At 70.7% G+C, this 18,591-nt stretch carries 11 protein-coding genes, 1 tRNA gene and 2 pseudogenes; 10 read left to right on the plus strand and 4 right to left on the minus strand.

Annotation, left to right across the window (positions count from 1 at the left end; genetic code table 11):
• Window positions 1-36 precede the first annotated feature (36 nt).
• From CcI156_RS13080 to CcI156_RS26900, 6 genes are all read left to right on the plus strand, one after another.
• Window positions 37-231 (plus strand): FxLD family lanthipeptide, encoded by a 195-nt coding sequence (locus CcI156_RS13080; RefSeq protein WP_023841893.1) that lies wholly within the window; start codon window positions 37-39, stop codon window positions 229-231.
• Window positions 232-316: 85 nt separating this feature from the next.
• Window positions 317-3,412, plus strand: a complete 3,096-nt coding sequence (locus tag CcI156_RS13085) for a lantibiotic dehydratase (RefSeq protein WP_076805936.1) — start codon at window positions 317-319, stop codon at window positions 3,410-3,412.
• Window positions 3,409-4,647 (plus strand): lanthionine synthetase C family protein, encoded by a 1,239-nt coding sequence (locus CcI156_RS13090; RefSeq protein WP_076805938.1) that lies wholly within the window; start codon window positions 3,409-3,411, stop codon window positions 4,645-4,647. The genes CcI156_RS13085 and CcI156_RS13090 overlap by 4 nt, the downstream gene beginning before the upstream one ends.
• Before the next feature lie 12 nt (window positions 4,648-4,659).
• Window positions 4,660-5,505, plus strand: a complete 846-nt coding sequence (locus tag CcI156_RS13095; protein ID WP_076805940.1) for a thiopeptide-type bacteriocin biosynthesis protein — start codon at window positions 4,660-4,662, stop codon at window positions 5,503-5,505.
• The gene (locus tag CcI156_RS13100; protein ID WP_076805942.1) at window positions 5,502-6,653 is read left to right on the plus strand and encodes a hypothetical protein; all 1,152 of its coding nucleotides are present in this window, start codon (window positions 5,502-5,504) and stop codon (window positions 6,651-6,653) included. Before CcI156_RS13095 ends, CcI156_RS13100 begins: the two co-directional genes overlap by 4 nt.
• Window positions 6,654-6,836: 183 nt before the next feature.
• Window positions 6,837-7,232: a hypothetical protein gene (locus tag CcI156_RS26900; protein WP_082456821.1), complete on the plus strand. Its 396-nt coding sequence runs from the start codon at window positions 6,837-6,839 to the stop codon at window positions 7,230-7,232.
• On the opposite strand, the gene CcI156_RS13110 is transcribed toward CcI156_RS26900, so the two are convergent.
• Both CcI156_RS13110 and CcI156_RS13115 read right to left on the minus strand, forming a co-directional pair.
• Window positions 7,197-7,281 (minus strand) — tRNA-Leu (locus CcI156_RS13110). The genes CcI156_RS26900 and CcI156_RS13110 overlap by 36 nt on opposite strands.
• Window positions 7,282-7,495: 214 nt before the next feature.
• Window positions 7,496-8,464 carry a ParA family protein gene (locus CcI156_RS13115; protein ID WP_076805944.1) on the minus strand — a complete coding sequence of 323 codons (969 nt, stop codon included), beginning with the start codon at window positions 8,462-8,464 and terminating at the stop codon, window positions 7,496-7,498.
• Window positions 8,465-8,682: 218 nt separating this feature from the next.
• Between CcI156_RS13115 and nifJ the strand changes: the two genes are divergently transcribed.
• Window positions 8,683-12,198: a pyruvate:ferredoxin (flavodoxin) oxidoreductase gene (nifJ, locus tag CcI156_RS13120; RefSeq protein ID WP_076805946.1), complete on the plus strand. Its 3,516-nt coding sequence runs from the start codon at window positions 8,683-8,685 to the stop codon at window positions 12,196-12,198.
• A gap of 221 nt (window positions 12,199-12,419) precedes the next feature.
• A complete protein-coding gene (locus CcI156_RS13125; RefSeq protein WP_083718503.1) occupies window positions 12,420-13,028 on the plus strand; it encodes a heme-binding beta-barrel domain-containing protein in 609 nt (202 codons plus the stop codon).
• A gap of 21 nt (window positions 13,029-13,049) precedes the next feature.
• On the opposite strand, the gene CcI156_RS24100 is transcribed toward CcI156_RS13125, so the two are convergent.
• Window positions 13,050-13,873, minus strand: a protein-coding gene (locus CcI156_RS24100; RefSeq protein ID WP_139168531.1) for an IS5 family transposase whose coding sequence is annotated in 2 segments (ribosomal slippage) — window positions 13,050-13,522 and window positions 13,522-13,873 — 825 coding nt in all. Because the reading frame shifts where the segments join, the coding sequence is not laid out codon by codon here.
• 236 nt (window positions 13,874-14,109) lie between these two features.
• Between CcI156_RS24100 and CcI156_RS27760 the strand changes: the two are divergent.
• Window positions 14,110-14,274, plus strand: a pseudogene (locus tag CcI156_RS27760) (IS5/IS1182 family transposase); the annotation flags it as partial.
• Window positions 14,275-14,392: 118 nt separating this feature from the next.
• Here the strand turns inward: CcI156_RS27760 and CcI156_RS13145 are convergent.
• On the minus strand, window positions 14,393-15,796 hold the full coding sequence (locus CcI156_RS13145) for a DUF2786 domain-containing protein (RefSeq protein WP_011436454.1): 1,404 nt from the start codon (window positions 15,794-15,796) through the stop codon (window positions 14,393-14,395).
• A gap of 480 nt (window positions 15,797-16,276) precedes the next feature.
• On the opposite strand from CcI156_RS13145, the pseudogene CcI156_RS27765 reads away from it, so the two are divergent.
• Window positions 16,277-17,563 (plus strand): annotated as a pseudogene (locus CcI156_RS27765) (BTAD domain-containing putative transcriptional regulator); the annotation flags it as partial.
• Between the last annotated feature and the right edge of the window lie 1,028 nt (window positions 17,564-18,591).

Consider the following 18,591-nt stretch of genomic DNA (forward strand, 5'->3'; position numbering starts at 1 on the left):
GAATGCACCACCACCATCACAACCCAGGAGGTCTTCATGTCCATCCAGCTCGATGACCCGGTGTTGGCCGTGCCCCCGCAGGCGGGACGAGACCAGGAGGAGGACTTCACCACATGGGACCTGGACATCTCGATCGTCGAGTCCGGACCGGCCGCTGACCGGCTCATCCGGATGACCGACGACGGCTGCGGCACGACGTGCGAGACGGCCTGCTCGACCACCTGCCCGTAACCAGCGCCCCGACGACCTGAGAACGCGGCGTCCGTACGGCCGGCCTCGGCGGCCGGACGGACGCCGCCCGACTACGGAGCGGCTGGTGTATCAGCATCTCGACTCCCTGGTGGTGCGTGCCGCGGTGAACCCGCCCGTGGACGTGGCCGAGCGATGGCCCGACCTGGTCGGACCGGCGGCCACACCAGAGTCCTGGCGCCTCTGGTTACGGGAGGTGATGCAGAATCGCGCCTTCGAGATGGCGCTGGAGCAGGCCAGCCCTGTGCTCGCTCGCCGCGTTCGGGAGATCCGCGACGGACGCCAAGTGCCCCAGGCCGGGGTGCGGCGGGCAGTGCTGTCGGTGATGCGTTACCGGCTTCGCGCGTCGGGACGGGCGACGCCGTTCGRCCTGTTCGCGGGGGTCGCGCCGGTGCGTGTCGCTGACCACGCCTCGGTGCGCGCAKGCGTGGCGCACCGTGCCGTCGCGCGGGTCGAGGCTRGCTGGCTCTGCGCGGTGGTCGACCGGTTGGAAGCCGATCCGGTCGTCCGAGCGCGGCTGGATGTGGTGGCGAACAACCTCGTGTTCGAGCGGGACGGCCATCTGGTGCTGGAGCACCGTGCCGCAGGAGGCACCGACGGTGTTCCTACGCGCGTGCAGGTGCGGGCGCACGCACCGGTCCGCGCCGCGATGGGTATCGGCCGCCGCTCGGTGCGGTTCTCCGACCTCGCGGCCAGGCTCGCGTCCGAGTTCGCTCCGGTCCCTGCCGACGTCGTCGACAGACTTCTGGCCGATCTGGTGGCGCAGCGGTTCCTGCTCACGAACCTGCGGCCTCCGATGACGGCGAGCGATCCTCTCCGTCATGTCGTGGGTGTGCTCCAGACGACCCTAAATGGCGGGCCGGTCACCGTCGAGGCGGCCTGGGTCGCCGAACGCCTGAACGGGATTGTCGATGGGCTGCGGAGCCACGACAGCGCGTCGAGTTGGACCGTCGCGCGCAGCAGCCGCGAGCGCCTCGGCGAGGACATGGCTGAGGTCCACCCTTCGGCGGAGCCGGCACTCCGGGTTGATCTGCGGATGGACTGGGCGCTGGCTGTGCCCCGCGCGGTCGCGGTCGAGGCCGCAGCGGCGGCGGGCGTGCTGGTGCGCCTGGCGCGGCGCTCGACGCTCAGCTCCGGCTGGGACGCCTGGCATGGCCGGTTCCTCGAACGGTACGGGCCGTGCGCTCTGGTTCCCGTTTTCGACGCGGTCGACCCCGAGATCGGACTGGGTTATCCCGCCGGCTACGCCGGCAGTCCCGCACCCGCGGGCGTGACGTTCACCGATCGGGACGCGAAGCTGTTGGCGTTGGCGCAGAACGCCGCGCTGCGCCGCGAACGGGAGATCGTCCTCGACGACAGGATGATCAGCGACCTTACGGTCGTCGACCAGGACGCCCACGTTCAGCCCACCACGGAACTCACCCTGCGCGTCCACGCCACGAGCACCCGCTCGCTCGACGATGGCGCGTTCACCCTCGYGGTCGTCGGGGTGTCACGCAGAGCCGGCACCACGACCGGACGACTCCTCGACCTCTTCGACGCGAAGGACAGTGCRCGGATGCGCGCGCTGTACGCGGGTCTTCCCACCGCGAGCCGCGACGCGCTGAGCGTGCAGATCTCCGCGCCCGCTCGCTACACGAACACCGACACGGTGGGACGCGCCCCCCAGATCATGGCGCACCGGCTCTCCCTCGGCGAGTACGACGACAGCGAGGACGGGGACTCGCTGCCTCTGGACGACATCGTGGTGACGGCCGATGTGCACCGGATCTATCTGCTCTCGCTCTCCCGCCGCCAACTGGTGGAACCGGTGGCGCTCAACGCGGTGGAGCCGGTGCGACGCGCGCATCCGCTGGCGCGTTTCCTCGCCGAGGCGCCGGCCGCGCTGAGCGTTCCCTGCGCCCCCTTCGACTGGGGGGTCGCGGCCCAGCTACCGTTCCTGCCGGCGCTGCGGCATGGACGAACAGTCCTCTCACCAGCGCGCTGGCTGCTGGGGACCGCGGACCTGCCCGGCTCCGCGGCCGGCTGGACGGAGTGGGACCGTGCCCTGGCCAGCTGGCGGGAGCAGGTCAACCTCCCCTCGGCGGTCTACCTCGGCGACGGTGACCAGCGCATCGGACTGGACCTGTCTGAGCCGGCCCACCGGGTACTGCTGCGCTCCCACCTCGACCGCTCCGGCGCCGCGCTGCTGCGCGCCGCCCCCGACACCGACGCGGCCGGCTGGGTCAGCGGGCATGCCCACGAGATCGTCGTCCCCCTGGCAGCGGTCGCCGCGCCGGCGGCGACACCGGGCTGGTTCAGCCGGGCGCAGGTCGTTGGCCGCGATCATGGGCATCTTCCGGGCTGCGACGCACGGTTCTCAGTCAAGATCTACGCCGGCCTCGGTTGCCAGGACGACATCCTCACCCGCCATCTGCCGCACCTCGTCCACGAGCTGAACGGGCAGCAGGCCGCGGGCGAGGCGCGCTGGTGGTTCCTGCGCTACCACGACCCCGACGACCATCTGCGCCTGCGGCTCGCGGTCACCGCCGACGGTGTGGCGCCGACCGCCGACCGGATCGGTGCCTGGACCCAGCGGCTCCGCCGCGCCGGCCTGATCTCCCGCGCGCAGTGGGACACCTACTTCCCCGAGACCTCACGCTTCGGGGGCACCGCCGCGATGGACGCCGCGGAGGCGTACTTCGCCGCCGACTCAGCGGCGGCCCTCGCCCAGCTCGCCGCCTCCAGGGAGAAGAGCGGGCCCGACCGTCGCGCGCTGACCGCCGCCAGCATGCTCGCCATCGTGACCGGCCTGATCGGCGACACCGCCGAGGCGACGAGCTGGCTCATCAGCCACACCCGGACGGAGCCGTCCGCCCCAGCCCGCGCGCTGTACCAGCAGACCGTCGCCCTGGCGAACCCGGCCGACCCACGCGCGCTGGCCGCACAGCCCGGAGGCGAGCACGTCCTCTCCTGCTGGGCGCACCGGCGCGAGGCACTCACCGCCTACCGACACGTCCTCCAGGAAACCCGCGCGGAGGCCCCCACCTCCCTGCTGCCTGATCTTCTGCATCTCCACCATGTCCGCATGGCCGGAGTCAGCCTGGCCGGGGAACGCGCCTGCCTGCACCTGGCTCGCGCCGCCGCACTGAGCTGGACCGCGCGCACGAGGAACCCATCATGACCAGCTCCGATCCGGACGCGCTCGCCGCCGCGAACACTGTTGCCGAAGCACTAGCCGACCCGCACACCGCCTGGGCCGCCCACCGACCGACCGGGGGAAGGGCGTGGCCGCAGTCGCTCGCCGGCGGCGCGGCGGGCATYGCCCTGCTGCACATCGAACGTGCCCGCTCCGGGTACGGCGACTGGAGCACCGTGCACGCCTGGCTGTCCGCCGCCGCGTCCGACGCCCTGACCGCGGCGGCCAACGCGGGCCTGTACCTGGGCGCTCCGGCCCTGGCCTTCACCCTGCACACCGCAGCCGGACCATCAGGCCGGTACCACCGTGCCCTCGCCCATCTGGATCAGGCCGTCGTCGCCATGACCCGCACCCGACTCGCCGCGGCCCWCACACGCATCGAACAGAGCCGGCGGCCCGCGATGAAGGAGTTCGACCTGATCCGGGGCCTGACCGGACTCGGCGTCTACCACCTGCGCCGCCACCCCGATCACCCGATCACCGGCGAACTGCTGTCGTACCTGGTCAGACTGACCGAACCACTGGCCGGAAGAGACGACCTCCCACCCTGGTGGACGGACTCTGCACCCAACGGCGAACCCAGCCCCGAATTCCCCCAAGGACACGGCAACGTCGGCCTCGCGCACGGCATCAGCGCCGTCCTCGCCCTGCTTGCCCTGGCCCACCTGCGCGGCCTGCCGGTCCGTGGCGCCGACGACGCGATCGCACGGATCTGCGCCTGGACCGACCGCTGGTGCCAGCACGGCGACACCGGCCCCTGGTGGCCCGGATTCATCACCCTCCGCCAGGTCCGTGAAGGCAAGGTCGCCGCAACCCTGCGGCCCCGCCCCTCCTGGTGTTACGGCGTCAGCGGCACCGCCCGCGCCCAACAGCTCGCCGGCATGGCCCTGCGCGACACCGCACGCCAGCAAGCCGCCGAGAACGCGCTCCTCGCGGCACTTCGCGATGAGGCGCAACTCGACCAGCTCACCGAGATCGGCCTGTGTCACGGCACCGCCGGGCTACTCCAGTCCGCCTGGCGCATGGCGGCCGACTCCCACCATCCCCAGCTCACCGCCGAACTCCCCGGCCTGTCAGCCAGGCTGATCGCACAGATGGGCACAACCGTGCGCGACCCCGAACTTCTCGACGGCGCCGCCGGCGCCGCCCTCGCCCTGCACACCGCCGGCACCGGCGCCGCCCCGACGTCGGGCTGGGACGCCTTCCTCCTGCTGGCCTGATCAGGAGCCGACATGGACACCCGCACCTGGCACCAGGTCAACGTCACCTTCCCCGACTGGGCGAACGCCGAGGGCACCGCCGTGGACCACCTCGCCCCTCTGCTGGACACCGCCGAGACCGACGGGCTCATCACCTCCTGGTTCTTCGTACGCAAGGCGCCCTGCTGGCGCATCCGCTACCTGCCCCGCCAGACGACAGGAGAGGCCAAGGCGTACATCCACACCCGTCTCGCCGATCTCCGGGAGACACGCCGCATCGAGGACGCCACGTCCACCCTCTACGAACCAGAAAGCCATGCCTTCGGCGGCGCCGAAGGCATGGACACCGCCCACCGGCTCTTCCACCTCGACAGCCGACACCTGCTCACCTACCTGAACAGCACCAGCCACAAACCGGCCGACCGGCGCCGCCGTGAACTGTCGGTCCTGCTGTGCTCGCACCTGCTACGCGCCGCCGGGCTCGACTGGTACGAGGAAGGAGACGTGTGGGCGCGAGTCGCCGAGCACCGGCAACCACCTGAGCGCACCCCCGACGACAGGCTCCGCACCCTGCGTGACGGCCTGCGGCGCCTGATGAGCATCGACACCGACAGCCTGGCCAAGGACACCCTGYCGCCGGCCTTCACCGATTGGACCAGCGACTTCGCCGCCGCCGGCACCGAACTGGCCGCCCTGGCCACCGACGGCCGGCTACGCCGCGGCCTACGCGCCGTCCTCGCCCACCACATCATCTTCGCCTGGAACCGGCACGGCCTTCCCCACACGGCGCAAGCCGTCCTCGCGCACACCGCCAAGACCGTCGTGTTCGGGCACGACCCCGCCTCCGATCACCAGCCGCACGATCGGGAACCGGCATGACGAACGTCGGAACAGACCCGGCCGACGAGAACCTGCTCGCCTGGTTCCCGCTGGTCCAACGCCCCCGACCACCCGGCCTCCCCCTCGAAGACCGAGTCAGACAGCTGCACGACCTGGYCGCACGGACATCGGACGGTCTCCCGCTCCTCCGAGCGGCCGAAGTCTGCAACAAGGCGGCGCTGATCGCCTCCGACTGCGGACAACCAGACCTCGCCCAAGACCTGTGCTGGCGCCAACACACGCTGTTCGATCAGGCGCGGCCCCTGCCCGCCTCAGCCGCCGAACTCGCCCTCCAACCGGTGCTCAACCTCCCGCGCCAACTGATCCGCGATGGTGACGGCAACCGCGCTCACGCGATCCTCCAGGCCCTGCACGAGGCCGCGCGCACGCAGACCAGCGCACTGATCGACGGACGGTCCGTCAGTCTCCACAACGTCACCTGCGCCTCCGACGACCATCGGACCATGCGCACCCTGACCTGGACGGCGCTCCTGGCGGACGGAGTCCGGGCACTGGCACGGGCCGGGCGCTGGCACGAAGCCGCCGAACAARCCGCGGCCCACCGCGGAGTCGGCCGCCGACTGCTCGACGGCCGACAGGCGACCGTCCTGGCACTCGCCCAGGCCGGGCACACCGAGCAGGCAGCAGCGCTGGTCGACCAGAGCGCCACCCCCGAACCGTGGGAACAGGCGATCCAAACAATCCTGCGGGTGCACTGTCTGCGACAGGCTGGCGCCGACACCGGCCCGCAGATCGCCCCGCTCCTCGCCACCGCGCTCACCCTGATGCGGCAGCCCGACCTCTCGACCATGGTCTTCCGTGCCCGAGCAGGCATGATCGCGCTCGACCTCGCCGACGGCCACGACCATCCGCGCATCGACGTACTACGCCGGGCGCTGATCGCAGGTGCGTTCAAGGACGCGTACACGGCCCGCGACACGCTCGCGCACCGCCTCCGGGAGTCGATGACGACGACGCAGCGCCAAACCCTGGCCGATGTCTTCCGCGCCGCCGGGCTCGATGCCGGAAGCATCCCGGAATCGCTGTACGGCGATTTGATGGAGACGGTGAAGTTCGCCGAAGATCAGCTACGTGGATGTCTCGGACGCCACGCCAGGCACTGCGAGTGCACAACAGCGACAAGCTGAACAACAGGTCGGCCGAGGACCGACGTCATCCCGTACCGCTCGGTCCGTGACAGAAGGACTACCGTGAGAATGGTTCCAGTCAGGAACCACCGGAAGATCGACCACCGGATTTCCGAGGGGATCTAGCCCGTCGTGACGGCCAAGCCAAGCCAGCGGGTAGAGCAGGACGAGTTGCGGGCGCGGATGCGCGCGGTCGGGATGAGTCACGACGAGATCGCGATCGAGTTCGCCCGCCGCTACCACTACCGCCCCCGCGCCGCCCATCGCCACGCCCGCGGCTGGACCCAGACGCAGGCCGCGAACCACATCAACGCCCACGCCGCCCGCGCCGGCCTCGACCCGGACGGCGCAGCCCCCATGACCGAACAGGAGATCCACGACATGGTCACCGCCGTGGGCGACATCGTCGCCGTTCTCACCGAAGCCGACCCGGCCGATAAAGCCGAGATCTACACCCAACTCGGCCTGCAACTCACCTACGAACCAGGAGCCCACCGAGTGATCGCCGAGGCCAAGCCTCAAGGGATCATGTACGAACGAGAGTGTCCGAGGGGGGACTTGAACCCCCACGCCCGTTAAAGGGCACTAGCACCTCAAGCTAGCGCGTCTGCCATTCCGCCACCCGGACAGGTGGTTCGCGGATGTCTCACCCGCGAACGACTGCGATGCTACACGCTCCAAGGGGGTGCTTGTCGCTACCCCCGACCATCAGACGATCAAGTCCCGACTTGCGAGTTCTGGCCCGCTTCGACGAGAACGAGAAGCAGTATGATCATTACTTGAGGTGCACCCCGGGGGATGTCGATCATGACTGGCCGGACGCCGGGGCCTCTGGGCCTCGCCTACGCGACGGGCCTATGCGACGGGCCCGCCATGCGGCTGGCCGCCCCGACCCGTCGGAGGAACTCCTCGACCAGGCTGATCAGCTCCCGGGCCACCTCGGGCGGGAGATCCGCGGACAGCACMGCCGGCAGTTGGGTTCCAGCCGCTCCAGCGAAGCTCCGGTTACTCACGCGGAGCATCGACTCGAACACCGGGAGTCCGAGACCAGATGCCTGGTGGATGTAGGGCCGCAGGAAGCTGGTCGGCCGACCGCCGTAGTACTGGACCATCATGAGAACAACACCGAGCACCCGCGGTTCGAGTCGTTTCACGGCCGGATGCATCCCGGACTGCAACCCCGCGACCCTGTTGTACTCCCAGACGAACCGGCCCAGTCTGCTCATCAGATGTTCGATGCCCAGCGTCGACAGGTTGTCCGGCCGGGCCGGGATGAGCAGGTGGTCGCAGGCTGCGATCGCGGCCCGGGTGATGACTCCGAAGTTCGGCGGGCAGTCGATGAGCACAAGGTCGTAGTCGTACGTGGAGAAGGACGCCAGCCCGGTGGCCAGCCGCTGGTAGACGTCGAAGTAGTACCTGGTGGACCGGTGGGCCYGCGCCCCGCCCAGCCTGGCGGTGAGGTCCATCTCGATGTCGCCGAGTGAGAGGTGCGACGCGAGCAGGTCCAACGTGCCGCCGCCCGCGGCGACGGCGGCGTTGACGACCGATGGTGTGGTCACGTACCCCGCGAGGGGCGGTGGGGTGGTCTCCGGCCGCCACGACTCGAACCACGCCTTGACGGTTCTCCGGTGGTCGGCGAGGTCCGTCCGCCAGGTCTCGGGTCGGTAAAAGGAGAAGGTCAGGTTCGCCTGCGGGTCCAGGTCGATCATCAGTACCCGTCTCCCCAGCCGGGCGATCGCGGCGCCGATGTTTGCGGTGAGCGTGGTCTTGCCTACCCCGCCCTTGTAGCTGGCGATCGCCACGGCCTTCACCGCATCCTCGCTCCCGGTCGCGCGCTCCGCCCRGCGGCGGAGGGACGTCGTGTCTCCTCGGCCGGACCCGCAATGCTTCCGCGTCCGGTTCACCAGCAGACTACGGCTGTTTCTGGATCGGTAACGTCGTCGGGAGTCGGATACTGGTGACTTCCGCCTTCGGGGACGGGAAGGAAGTCCCTCCTCGATCCGCCTCCGGACGCCTGAGTCTGGGATGTATGGGTCAGAAGACGATCGATGGGAACGAGGCCGCCGCGTTGGTGGCCTACCTGGCGAGCGAGGTGATCGCGATCTATCCGATCACCCCGGCGTCGGCTATGGGGGAGCTGGCCGATGCGTGGGCGGCGAAGGGCCGCCCGAACCTGTGGGGTGCGGTGCCCGAGGTCGTCCAGCTGCAGAGTGAGGGTGGTGCCGCCGGCACTGTGCACGGGGCGTTGCAGGCGGGTGCGCTGTCGACGACGTTCACCGCCTCGCAGGGTCTCCTGCTGATGCTGCCCAACATGTTCAAGATCGCCGGCGAGCTCACGCCGATGGTTCTTCACGTCGCGGCCCGGACCGTGGCCACGCACGCACTGTCGATCTTTGGTGATCACAGTGATGTGATGGCGGCGAGGTCGACCGGTTTCGCCATGCTGTGTTCGGCGTCGCCGCAGGAGGCGCATGACCTGGCCGCGGTGGCGCATGCGGCAACGCTCGAGTCGCGGGTACCGTTCCTGCACTTCTTCGACGGTTTCCRCACGTCGCACGAGCTGAACGAGGTGGCGTTGCTCGACGACGGCACGCTGGGTGGTCTGCTGGCTGCCGGGCATATCGATGCCCATCGCCGCCGGGCGTTGTCCCCCGACCGTCCGGTGATCCGGRGCACCACCCAGGATCCCGACACGTTCTTCCAGGCCCGGGAGGCGTCGAACACGTTCTACGCCGCGGTTCCCGGGATTGTGCAGGGGGTGATGGACCGGCTGGCCGCGGCGACGGGCCGGGCCTACCGTCTGTTTGAGTATCAGGGTCATCCCGAGGCCGAGCGGGTTGTGGTCGTCATGGGGTCGGGTCGGTCGGCGGTGCGGGAGGCGGTCACCCGGCTGGTCGAGCGAGGCGAGCGGGTCGGGTTCGTCCAGGTTCGTTTGTTCCGTCCCTTCGACGGCCGGGCGTTGCTCGCGTGCCTGCCCTCGACGGTGCGGTCGGTCGCGGTCCTGGACCGGACGAAGGAGCCGGGCGCGTCGGGTGAGCCGTTGCGGCTGGATGTCGTCGCCGCGTTCGCGGAACGGCCCGAGCGGATGCCGCGGGTGATCGGTGTCCGTTACGGGTTGGCGTCGAAGGAGTTCACCCCGGCGATGGCGGCGGCGGTGTTCGACGAGCTGGCCGGCGCGGCGCCGCGCCGGGAGGTGACGGTGGGTATCCGCGACGACGTCACGGACCTGTCGCTCGAGGTGGACGACGACCGTGTCCCGGAGCCGGATGACGTGCTGCGGGCGGTGTTCTACGGGCTCGGTAGCGACGGCACGGTGGGTGCCACGCGGGCAACGGCCGGTATCGTCGCAGCTCGCACGCCGCTGCACGCGCAGGCGTACTTCGTGTTCGACTCCAAGAAGTCGGGGTCGATGACGGTCTCGCATCTGCGGCTGTCGCCACGACCGGTCGACTCCCCGTGGCTTATCCAGAACGCCCAGTACGTGGGCTGTCATCAGTCCTCGCTGCTGGAACGGGTGGACGTGCTCGCCGTGGCCGCGCCGGGTGCCACCGTGCTGCTCAACAGCCCGCATGCGCCGGAGAGGGTGTGGGAGCATCTGCCGGCCGACGCGCAGCGGCACCTGCTCGACCGGGATGCGCGCCTGTTCGTCGTCGACGCCGACCGGGTGGCGAAGCAGGCCGGCATGCCCGGGATCGTAAGCCCGGTGCTGCAGACCTGTTTCCTGGCGCTGTCCGGTCTGCTGGACCGCGACGAGGCGATCGCGGCGGTCAAGGACGGGGTCCGCGCCGCCCGCGGCAAACGCGGTGAYGCCGTGCTGCAGCGTAACTTCGCCGCCATCGATGCCGCGCTCGACGCCCTGCACGAGGTCGACCTGCAGGCTCGTGTGGTCACGGGCCAGGCGCGCCGGCAGCTGCTCGGCGAGGCGCCCGCATTCGTCCGGCAGGTGACGGCGCGGATCATGGCAGGGGAGGGGAACCTGCTTCCCGTCAGCGCACTAMCGGCTGACGGCACCTTCCCCGTCGGGACGGCCCGGTACGAGAAACGCGGCCTGACCCGCGAGCTTCCGGTGTGGGATGCGGACCTGTGCATCGACTGCGGCAAGTGCGCGATTTCCTGCCCGCACGCCGCCATCCGGATGACGTTGTTCGACCCGGCGCGGCTCGCCGACGCGCCGGCGTCGTTCCGGCACAAAAAGCCGAAGGACCGCACCCTCGCGGCGTTCCGGCTCGCGGTGCAGGTGGCACCGGACGACTGCACCGGCTGCGGCATCTGCGTCGAGGCCTGCCCGGCGAAGAGCCGGGAGATCGAGGGCCATCGCGCCCTGGACATGGTCGACGCCGCACCCCGCTTCGAGGAGGAACGTGCCGGATGGGCGTTCCGCGAAACGCTGCCGGCGGTCCCACCGGCGCTCGCCCCACCGGACACGGTCCGCGGCTCGCAGCTACGGGAGCCGCTGTTCGAGTTCTCCGGCGCCTGCGCCGGCTGCGGGGAGTCGCCCTACCTCAAACTGCTCACGCAGCTGTTCGGTGACCGCATCATCGTCGCCAACGCCACGGGATGCTCGTCCATCTACGGCGGCAACCTGCCGACCACACCCTGGTCGGCGGGCACCGACGGCCGCGGCCCGGCCTGGGCGAACTCGCTGTTCGAGGACAACGCCGAGTTCGGGCTCGGGATACGCCTCGCGCTCGACAGCCGGGCCCGCGAGGCCCGCCGACTGCTGCGCGCACAGACCGCGACGGTCGGCGGCACGCTCGTCGAGGCGCTGCTCACCGCCGACCAGTCGACCGAGGCCGGCATCCTCGACCAACGCCAGCGGGTGGCCGAACTACGCCGGCGGCTGGCCACCGTCGACCACGACACCACCCTCGACGCTGTCCTCGACGACCTCGTCGACAAAAGCGTGTGGATCATCGGTGGGGACGGGTGGGCGTACGACATCGGCTTCGGCGGCCTCGACCACGTGCTCGCGTCGGGACGCGATGTCAACGTGCTCGTCCTCGATACCGAGGTGTACTCCAACACCGGTGGGCAGGCGTCGAAGTCGACGCCGCGCGCCGCGGTCGCGAAGTTCGCCGGCGGCGGCAAACGGACCCGCAAGAAAGACCTCGGGCTGCTCGCCGCCGCCTACGGCGACGTGTACGTCGCGCAGGTCGCCCTCGGCGCCAACGACCAGCACACGGTGAAAGCCTTCAACGAGGCGGCCAGCTGGCACGGCCCGTCCCTCATTGTCGCCTACAGCCACTGCATCGCCCACGRCATCACCATGACCGACGGCCTGGCCCACCAGAAAGCCGCGGTGAAATCGGGATACTGGCCGCTCTACCGGGTCGACCCCCGCGCGGAAAGGCCGTTCTCCCTCGACTCGCGGGCACCGTCCATCCCCTTCAGCGAGTTCGCCGCCACCGAATCCCGGTTCACCCTCCTCAACACCGTCAACCCCGACGAAGCCGACGAGCTCGCGGCACTCGCCCAACGCGACATCCTCGGGCGCTGGCAGACCTACGAACACGAAGCCGCCCACCCCCGCCACACCACCACGTAAGACTGAAGCGGCGCCGTACCCACCAAAGCGCCGTGCCCACAGACCGGCGAAATGTTCGATCTTGAGGGCGAGCCCGTGAGCACGGTGAATGTGCCGTCCGGCGCGGCTTGAGAGTCGCGCAACAGCGGCTTGCAGGAATTTGACAGTAATGTCGAGATGTTCCGGGCATGTTCCGGAATTGTGCCACCTGTAGGTGGTTCCTCGTTCAAGGAGGATTTGCGGTGACGAAAACGACAGGAAAGCCAGGGAAGACGGAGAAGGCGGGAAAAGTCGGCCCGGAGTTCGGTCCGTTGGCGGCCCTGGCCGGTGCGTGGGAGGGCGACCAGGGGGTGGACGTTGCCTTCGGCAACGCCGAGGGCACGATTATCGAGACCCCGTACCGCGAGAGGGTCACCTTCAAGCCCTTCGGTCCCGTGGACAACGGCCCGCAGTGTCTCTACGGCCTCGACTACCACATGGCCGCGTGGCGGGCTGGCGAGGAGAAGGCGTTCCACACTGAGATCGGCTACTGGCTGTGGGACGCCAATCTCGGCCACGTCATGCGGTGCTTCATGGTGCCCCGCGGTGCGGTCCTGATCGCCGGTGGTGCCGTGGCGCCGGACGCGACCGACTTCACCCTGCGGGCGCAGGCCGGCTYCCCCACGTACGGCATCCTGTCCAACCCCTACCTGGCGCGCGCTGCGAACAGTATCCGCTACGAGGTGAGCATCACCGTCACCGGCAACGGGAGCTTCGCCTACACCTCCACGACCACCATCGATCACGAGCGGGTGTCCGACCCGGTCGCCCATACGGACCGCAATGTGCTGCGGCGCCTGTCCGACGCTTAGCCGCCCGGCTTAGAGCGTGTCTCACGTCGAGTGCGGGAGCTTCTTCCAGCAGGTGATCGCGGCAGCCAGGCAGAGGAACCCGAGGAAGTTGTAGCCGTTGCGTTCGTAGCGGATGGTGAGACGGCGGTAGCCACCGAGCCAGGCCAGGGTTCTCTCGACTTTCCACCGGTGCCGGCCGAGGCGTTCGGTACTGTCCACACCACGGCGGGCGATCCGCACCGCGATACCGCGCCGGCGCAGGAAACGCCGTAGTTCCGGCTGGTCGTAGGCCTTGTCCGCACGCAGCTTGGCCGGGTGGCGCCGCCGCGGGCCACGGCGGGAACGGATCGCCGGGATGCTGGCCACCAGCGGGACGAAGGCCCCGCTGTCGTGCGGGTTCGCCGGGGAGACCGCCACGACCAGCGGCAGCCCGCCCGCGTCGGTCAGGACATGGATCTTCGAGCCCGGTTTGCCGCGGTCGACCGGGTTCGGACCGGTCAGGCTTCCCCCTTTTTCGCTCGCAGGCTGGCCGCGTCCACGATCGCCGATGACCAGTCGACCCGTCCGGCCACACCGTGCAGATCCAAGATCTTGCGGTGCGGTCGAGGCCAGACACCCGCCCGGGTCCACGCCTGGAACCGACGGTGCGCCGTGGGTACCGACACCCCGAACTCGGACGGCAGATGCCGCCAAGCACACCCCGAGGTCAGCACGTAGACCACCGCGGTAAACACCGCCCGATCCTCGATCGGGGCAGTCCCACCGCCCTGCCAGCGGGCCTCGAACCGGGGCAGCAGCGGTTCCACCAGCTCCCACAACTCGTCCGGGACCAGCCGCCCGGCGAGGCTGCTCCCCAACACATCCATGATCGATATGTACCCGGAGCGGCCACGCGAGACACGCTCTTACCGGCATCCGCGGCACCGGCGGCATGGAGATCGACTCCGACGACACCCACCACATTTGGTTCGATTACGAACTCGACGAGTGAGCTCCCCCCGGGTATGTCGATGATCCAGCGCGCGGCGAACAGCCCTGACGCGCGTCCAGCCAGGTGGGTGCGTCTCCGGCGGGCAGTGTGAACACGACGGTGGACAGCACCGAACGTCTCGGCCGGCATCGGTGGAAAGGCGAGAGAACGATCTCCTGGCTGGATGGCTACCGCCGGTTGACCATCCGCTACGAACGCGATGGCSGGAACTTCCTCGGGTTCCTCACTCTGGCCGCCACGATCACCTGCCGGAAGAAACTCCCACCCCCCACATGAGACGGCGAAGCCCTTCACTCCCAGCGGATGCGCGAGGTGCGCCCGCACGCGGGCCTGTCCCGCCCCGAACAGGATGATCGCGTGACCGGTGAGGCGAGGGCCGGCTCCGGCGCCATGGCTATCGGGACCGGGCGGTGGTCACCTCGCCGTAGGTGTGCAGGGAGGCGAGGTCAGCGGCGGCCCGGCCGGACGCCCACCCCTCGCCGTCGGTCGCGTTCACCGCCCGGGCGACGACCTGCGGGAACATCGTCTCGGCTGCCTCCTTCACGGCGTCGCCACGGGCGGCGAGCACAGGCAGCAGCCGGCTCTCGCCCGCCTCGACCGCGGCCTGTTCACTGGCCTGCTCKGTAGCGGCCGTCAGGCGTTGGCCGATCCGGACCGCGAACGAGGCGAGGAACGACTGGCGGAACGACCGGGTGCGGGACCGCCCGTGGCGGGACCCGGCCTGCATCATCGCCGCGGTCGCCTGGACCAGGAGCGAGGTGTACAGCAGTTCGACGGCGTCGAGGTCAGGCTGGAAACCGATCACCGTGGCGAACCCGAGGTTCTTTGTCCACACCGAACGGCATCGGTTTGCACCGGCGACCACGTCGAGCAGGCTGGCCTTGGCCGCCTCGTAAGGGCTGTCGACGCCGACCCGGCGGCCRGCCGGCTCGTCGCGGGTTCCCTCCCGCGCCGCGAGCAGCGCCTCGTCGATGCTGTGCCGGGCCATGAGCTGCTGTGCCTTGGCGGTCAGCGCCTCAGCCTCGTCCGCGAACCCGGTTGATTCGGCCTTCGCCAGCAGCGCCCGGACCTTGTCGAGGATGCGTGGGTCGGCGCTCCGGCCGGCCCCGGCCCGGTGGCCCGGGTCCGCCTGGCCGTGGCCGCGTCCCGCGGGGCGACCTGGTGGGTCGCGTCGTGTGGTGCCTGGCGGGGGGCACAGGGATTCGATCGCGGGAAGGGTGTGCAGAAGGGTGAGCAGACCAAGGGTGTCGGCAAGCGCCTCCGCCCGGTCCCGGCCCTCCCGGTCACCCCAGGCGTCCAGCCAGGTGCCGTCATCCTCCCACCACAGAACGGCGTTAAGATCATACAGCTGGTTCTTCCACCGCTCGTCGACGGTGGCGGCCGCGTATTGCCGCATCTGGCCGGCGATGGCGTCGACGGCGAGTCGCGCCTGGCGCTGGCCTGCCTGACGGTTCACGATCCGGTGCACGTCAGCCGGCTGCCAGCCGCGCTGCCAGGCGGCCTCGACGGTGCGGTCGAACCACCCGGCCAGGGACCGATTGACAACTCGGCGTCCGGCCGGCCCGCCCGGCGCGGCGACGAGCAACTCCACGTACTCGGCCAGTGCCGCCTCATCCCGGGCGAGCTGGGCGTTCAGCGCCGCYGCGACCAGCTGATCGGCGATCCGGCGAAACATCTCCCGCTGGCCGCGCTCCTCCTGGTAGAAGGCCCCTGCCCCGGACTCCGGCGCCTGGGCGCGGACACGGTTCGCGCGGGCCTTCTGTTTTGCCTTGCGTCGTTCCCGGTTCCGGCTGCCCACCCATCACCTCGCTCAGCGGGAGTCCTGATCTCTCGTCCCCAAGGATCGCATGTCGACCGGAGCGAGAAGGACCGACCCCAGGTTCGGTGATCAACTCCGCGGCCATACGGCAGAATGATCCACTTATTCACCTCGTTGAGGTTCGTCATGGCGATGTGCTCGGCGGGCGGCCCGAACGAACCAGCCCCGGACCATGCCGTCGCCCGGACCATGCCGTCGCCCGGACCATGCCGTCGCCCGGACCATGCCGTCGCCCGGACCATGTCGCTCGACCGCGGAACCGGCCCTGGCAACGCTCCTGGGGACGTACGGATCGTTCCTGGCTGCCGTTCTAGACTGATCAGAGTGGTCGTGAGCCTCATGCTCCTGGACGGGGTGCGCTGGGAGGGCACCCCGGTGATGGGCGACCGCCCCCGGGCGTTGCTGGCGGCGCTGGCATCCGAGCCCGGCCGGCCGGTGCGGGCGCAGCGGCTGGCCGAGATGATCTGGGGCGAGGGGTCGTTGGCCAACCCGGCCAAGGGCCTTCAGGTGGTCGTCTCGCGGACCAGGGCGGCGTGCGGTGCCGGTGCGGTGGTGCGCGACGGTGACGGCTACCGGCTCGGTCTCCTGCCGACGCAGGTCGACAGCTGTCTGCTGGGCCGGCTGGTGGCCGAGGCCGCCGAGCTCGTCGCTGTCGATCCGCGGGCCGCCGTCGAGCGGGCCCGCGCTGCGCTGGACCTCGGCGCGGCGCTGCCGCCGGTGCCGGTGAACGGCTCCGGGCCGCTCGCCGGCGTGCGCCGGGCGGCCGGCCGCGACCTGGCGGCGGCCCGACTGCTGTTGGCCCGGGCCACGAGTCGTACAGGTGAGCATGCCAAGGCGCTCGGGCTCCTGGAGGCGGCGCACGCGCAGCAGCCCGACGACGAGGACCTGCTGGTCGACCTGCTACGCAGCGAGGCCGCGGTGCGCGGGCCCGCGGCGGCGTTGGGACGATTCGAGCGCTACCGCCGGGACCTGCGGGAACGGCTGGGGACCAGCCCCGGGGAGACACTCACCCGGGTCCAGCGCGATCTGCTCGCCCTCGACCGGCCCGTCCGGGGCGGGATCCGATACGACGCCACTCCCCTGCTGGGCCGCCAGCACGACGTCGAGCGGCTGCGGGCGTTACTGGACCGGTCGCGGGTGGTGTCGATCGTCGGGCCGGGTGGCCTCGGGAAGACCCGCCTGGCCCATCTGCTCGCCCGGGACAGCACGCTGCCGGTGGTGCACGTCGTCCACCTGGTCGGGGTGGCGGCGCCCGAGGACCTGATCGGCGAGGTCGGCTCCGCGCTCGGCGTCCGCGACTCGATCGGCGACCGCCGGGTGCTGACCCCCGCGCAGCGCGCCGACCTGCGCGCGCGGATCGCCGCGCGACTGGCGCGGGGGCCGGGCCTGCTGCTGTTGGACAACTGCGAGCATCTTGTCGCCGAGGTCGCCGAGCTGGTCGCCTTCCTCGTCACGGCCACCGCCGACCTGCGGGTGCTCACGACGAGCCGGGCGCCGCTCGCGATCGGTGCCGAGCGGGTCTACCTGCTCGGCGAGCTGGTCCGCGCCGACGCGGTCGAGCTGTTCAGCCAGCGTGCCACCGCGGCCCGCCCCACCGTCCGGCTCGACCGTGAGGTGGTCGGCCGGATCGTCGACCGGCTCGACGGGCTTCCGCTGGCGATCGAGCTGGCGGCGGCTCGGGTCCGGGCGATGTCGGTGGAGGACGTCGACCGGCGGCTGGCGGACCGGTTCGCCTTGCTGCGCGGCGGAGACCGCGCCGCCCCGGACCGCCACCGCACGCTGCTCGCCGTGATCGACTGGTCGTGGAACCTGCTGGCGGAGCCGGAACGGCGCTCGCTGCGCCGGCTGGCGCTGTTCCCGGACGGTTTTACCCTGGAGGCGGCGGAGGAGATCCTCGCCGCCCCCGGCCCCGCCGACGAGGCAGCGGGTTCCGATCCCGTCAACGCGGTCGACGCGGTGCAGAACCTCGTCGAACAGTCGTTGCTGAGCGTGCGCGAGCCGGCCGGCGGAGTGCGTTATCGGATGTTGGAGACGGTCCGGGAGTTCGGCCGGCTGCGGCTGGCCGAATCCGGCGAGCAGGTCGCGGCGCGACGGGCCCAGCGGGACTGGGCGGTCGGCTACGCCACCCGGCACGGCGTGGGTCTGGTCACGGAGCGGCAGTTCGCGGCGATCGACGCGATCGCGGCCGAGGAGACGAACCTCGCCGACGAGTTGCGTGACGCGGTGGCCGACGGCGACACCGAGACGGTCGTGCGGCTGCTGGCGGTGCTCGGTATGTTCTGGGCGATCCGCGGCGAGCACCTCCGGATGTCGGTGCTGATCGACGCGGTCACCGCGATGCTGTCCGGCTGGACACCGCAGCCMGCCGCGGCTCAGGCGGCCGTGGCTGCCGGGACCGCGATGGCGACGGTCGCGATCTTCGTGGGGGACGGGCTTCTCCCGGCGCCGATCCGCGAGCTGCTGGAGCGGCTCGGCCCCGAGGCTGCGGGCGACCCGTGGCTGGCCAACACGGCGCGGGTGCTGCTCGCCCTCGACCCGGCGCAGCCCACGGACACCGAGACACAGCTCGTGCGGCTGGCGGACGGCGCCGACCGGCACCTGCGCCTGGTCTGTCTGGTGTGGCTGGCCCATCTGCACGAGAACGCCGGTGAGGCACTGGCCTCGGCGGCAGCCGCCGAGCAGACGCTGGCCCTGGCCACACCGCGGGAAGGGCCGTGGCTGACGGCCATGGTGCACACCCGGCTGGCCGAGCTGACGATGCGGCGCGGAGATTT

This window comes from Frankia sp. CcI156 (genome assembly GCF_001983015.1).
Lineage (GTDB): Bacteria > Actinomycetota > Actinomycetes > Frankiales > Frankiaceae > Frankia > Frankia casuarinae.

Excerpts from the sequence above, each read along its gene's own strand:
- CcI156_RS13080 (WP_023841893.1), top strand. The coding sequence starts at position 37 with ATGTCCATCCAGCTCGATGACCCGGTGTTGGCCGTGCCCCCGCAGGCG.
- CcI156_RS26900 (WP_082456821.1), top strand. The coding sequence starts at position 6,837 with ATGCGCGCGGTCGGGATGAGTCACGACGAGATCGCGATCGAGTTCGCC.